The sequence below is a fragment of the Ohtaekwangia sp. genome (assembly GCF_036786105.1).
GTDB lineage: Bacteria > Bacteroidota > Bacteroidia > Cytophagales > Cyclobacteriaceae > Ohtaekwangia.
Map to the genome: position 1 here is coordinate 1 of NZ_DAIQRQ010000130.1, position 3,526 is coordinate 3,526.

6 protein-coding genes are annotated in these 3,526 nt (G+C 44.6%); 4 read left to right on the forward strand and 2 right to left on the reverse strand.

The features are described 5' to 3' along the window. Together V7Q33_RS23280 and V7Q33_RS23285 are read left to right on the forward strand one after the other, a co-directional pair. Positions 1-203: hypothetical protein (locus tag V7Q33_RS23280; protein ID WP_333821488.1), on the forward strand; the 203-nt coding region annotated here is incomplete at its 5' end. A gap of 16 nt (positions 204-219) precedes the next feature. Next, positions 220-600, forward strand: a complete 381-nt coding sequence (locus tag V7Q33_RS23285; protein WP_331979811.1) for a hypothetical protein — start codon at positions 220-222, stop codon at positions 598-600. A gap of 85 nt (positions 601-685) precedes the next feature. Here V7Q33_RS23285 and V7Q33_RS23290 read toward each other — a convergent pair whose 3' ends face one another. Beyond that, positions 686-937 (reverse strand): hypothetical protein, encoded by a 252-nt coding sequence (locus V7Q33_RS23290; protein ID WP_331979809.1) that lies wholly within the window; start codon positions 935-937, stop codon positions 686-688. A gap of 243 nt (positions 938-1,180) precedes the next feature. Between V7Q33_RS23290 and V7Q33_RS23295 the strand changes: the two genes are divergently transcribed. After that, on the forward strand, positions 1,181-1,522 hold the full coding sequence (locus V7Q33_RS23295) for a DUF3175 domain-containing protein (protein ID WP_333821489.1): 342 nt from the start codon (positions 1,181-1,183) through the stop codon (positions 1,520-1,522). Positions 1,523-1,905: 383 nt separating this feature from the next. Here V7Q33_RS23295 and V7Q33_RS23300 read toward each other — a convergent pair whose 3' ends face one another. After that, positions 1,906-2,793, reverse strand: a complete 888-nt coding sequence (locus V7Q33_RS23300) for an SMP-30/gluconolactonase/LRE family protein (RefSeq protein WP_331979805.1) — start codon at positions 2,791-2,793, stop codon at positions 1,906-1,908. A 210-nt stretch (positions 2,794-3,003) separates the two neighbouring features. On the opposite strand from V7Q33_RS23300, the gene V7Q33_RS23305 reads away from it, so the two are divergent. Beyond that, entirely contained in the window at positions 3,004-3,420 is a 417-nt protein-coding gene (locus V7Q33_RS23305; protein ID WP_331979804.1) for a DUF1801 domain-containing protein, read from the forward strand. The last annotated feature ends 106 nt before the right edge of the window (positions 3,421-3,526 follow it).

The following is a 3,526-nucleotide window of genomic DNA, read 5'->3' on the forward strand; positions in this document are numbered from 1 at the left end:
CCTTCTTATTACTCCTGGCTACAGGAATATCTTTTTCACAAAACATCAAGTTCGAGGCAGAGGATATATACTATTACCGGTACCCGATGAAGCCGCTGGATAAATCGGCAAAACATACTCCTGTGGGTGTTGTTGGTGAAGAAAACCAACGAGGACGTTGGGAAGACATGCAGTATTACAGCACCTTATTTATTTGTAATTAATCAACTGTATTAAGTAATGAAACAGATATCTATATTAATTCTTTTTATTTTTATAACAATCGTCACTGCATCCGGCCAGGTAAATGAGGTAGCTGAAAAAGACACCGTAATGCATGGTATTAAAACGAAGATAAAAATACTTGGACTGAGAGGTTCTGAAAGGGGAATTGTGGTTGACGTTAAAATAGGCTTTCAAAATCCTGCCACGGGGCAATGGATATGGTTAAGCGGAACAGATGTGCCCCTCGATGCAGAAACCGGCTTTACCCATTCCTTCCGTCTTGAAATTGATGAAGACTCCCGTGGAAAGGATACCGGTTTTTTCAAAGCTATAGCAATTCCCGAAACGGGTGATATCTTTCGATGGCTATGCCCCTGCATGCAAGCACTATTCTAGATGTCTCTTAATTTAGAGGCAGAACGTTCAGGCGAAAAATTACCGGAACAACGGTATAGGCATACCGCTGGTTGATTTGTTTATACTAATGCGTTAGTAATTCATTAAAAATTTTGTCGAGTATAGTTTGAAGTATTTCAGGCTCCGGATTGACACGTTCCAGGTATTGTTCGGGGCTTCTTAATATACTTTGCTTGGTTCGGTCCACCAGGCTTGCCCATTCATCCGGTTGCATGCCGGGTTTGCGATTCATCAGGGTAACTTTAATAGGCTCTAACTGATTATTGATAATGCGTTTGATGACCTTTATCTCAGTGGGAGTGATGCTCATCTTCATGTGCTAACAGCTCGAATTGCCTGCAAGATATAGGTGTCTTTACTAGTGCCCTAGTGTGCTGTGCAGATGTAACATTTACTTAATATGAAGCGAAGATTTTTAACACTGGGATAAAACCAGCACCTGTGGGGAAGGGAGGCGTCAAACAAATAAAGTTATTGCGGCAGTCATTCCTCGCATGGTTGCCGGAAATAACACTGCTGCAGGTATATTTTTTGTGATTTATACAGGTAAACGGGGTATATGGCAACAACTACTTCCAGGAAAAAAACTACTGCCCGAAAGAAAACACGATCGGCTAAAAAGCCGACACGCAAATGGTCGGCTCGGGTAATGAAGACGAGCAACGCGCTTGACCTTCAGGACCGGATCTTCAAATCGGGCAATGCAGAACAGATTGCGCGCTCTCTCAAGCGATCGGCCGAACGCAGTAAGAGGAGGAAGGGTACACCTTTTCAGTCAGCCATGTCTATGCTGAATTTCTACATCAATCGCGCAGGGAAGAATTTACCGGCCCGCAAGAAGAATATATTGGAAAAAGCAAAGAACAAACTTCGCGTGTTGTTCGGCAGAGCAGAAAGATAGCACCATTGAAAGCTTTCCTGTACAAATCAATTCGGCCGTTGGTCGTATAGAATGTAATAGTTATCCCGAATAATCGGGTAGTCCGCTATTTTAAGCTCATTTAAAGCAGTAATGATATTTCGTTTTATAGTTTTACACCATTCTTACCTCGTACATAGGTAGGTTAGGTTAGAGGCGGAGCATCGTCAGACGGACTGATGCTCTGTTTTTTTTATACCGTTATCGGTTACAGGTTAATTGTTATTCGTGCGAGGATCGGGATGCAGGAGAATAATACCGAACAAAGGGCATCCGTCTTTCTCTACCGTCAGATGAAAATAGCGGAGCCATCTGTTTCTACAATACAATGGCAGGACGTACCAATGGTTTACCATGAGTAATTGTTATACTATAGATGCGGGTCTGAATCTATGGGGTGCCGATCCCTGAAAGCCACAGTTGGGTATCACGAATAAAGAGCCTGCCAGCGGTTGTGTCTGCAGGTCGTTTTCAGAAAGTCCTTTGCGTGCCGAGGTGATGTATAGATCACGGAAGTTGTTACCTCCAAACGTACAGGACGATACATTTGCTACCGGCAGCCGGAAGTGAAATATCTTTTTACCCGTTGCCGGGTTCCAGCGCGACACTTGCCAGCCACCCCAATGCGCGATCCACAGCATGCCTTCTGCATCGATAGTCATGCCATCGGGATATCCCTCGGTTTCGGGAAAATTTATAATTGTGCGCTTGTTGGAAAGGTTGCCACTTTCAATATTAAAATCAAAAGCTGACACCTGGCGTGTAGGCGTATCGATGTGGTAAAAGGTGCGGTTATCCGGAGCCCAGCCCAGGCCGTTGGAGAGTGCTACATCCTGAAGTACGCGTTTGTAGGTAAAATCCTTTTCAACACGGTATAAACTTCCTGCGGTGCCTTCTTCCGAAAGTGCCATGCTGCCAATCCAGAATCTGCCCGCGCCATCGCACTTACCATCGTTGAAGCGATTGCCCTGCAAATGCATTTCCGGATGTACCAGCATTTTGATGGCACCGGTATTGCGCCGGATATAGCACAAACCTGTTTTAAGCGCAGCAATAAGATCACCGTTATCGCACAACGCAATGGCACCCACCATAACATTCGATTCAATAACACGATGGTGATGCTCCGTGTGGGAGAACTCGTGAATATTGCCTCGCATAATATCAACCCACAGGATCGCGTTGCGCTGATCATCCCAGACAGGGCCTTCGCCCAAATAACAGGAGTAGGTCGTGACTACATGTATTTCCATACTCGATAGGTCCTTGGTTATCGGTTTTGGAACCGAAGGACGAATATAAAAAGAGTATAGTAATATCGTTCCGTACTGTACAGTGAGGGTTCGCATCAGACTGGCCCTGAAGTTTGGATGCACATGATCGGCAGTAATCGTCTCCAGTATTCCGGTGGCAACAGGGAAAAAGAAATTTTTTATAATTTAGATTGAAACCCGATTGAAGCAATGCCAACTGCCAAGACGATAGAAGAGATGATCTTCGATCTTCCTGCGAATGAAAAAGTAATGGTGAAGCGTTTGCGCATGCTGGTATCCGAGTGTTTACCTGCTGCAACAGAGCATGGCTATTATGGAGAAGGAATTATATTCTACAGGCATAACCGTTTGATCTGCTATATCTGGCCGGCCTCCGTAGCGTTGGGAAAAAAGAAAACATCGGCGAAGCGACCCGGTGTAGCCCTGGGATTCAATCAAGGCTACCGGATGTTGAATGAAGATGGTGCTTTGAAAGCCGAAGGACGTAAACAGGTATATGTGCTATACCTGGAATCACTGAACGATATACACGATGATCAGATCCGTGCTTTGCTATTTGAAGCGGGCATGATTGATGAATCGTTTCGGAAGAAGAAACGTGGCTGAGTTACGTTATCCGTTATTAGTGAACCGTTAATCGTTATTAGGAAGAGTATATTAACAGTTACTCTAAACGATCTGTGCTATTCTGTTCCCGATGGCTATCGGGATA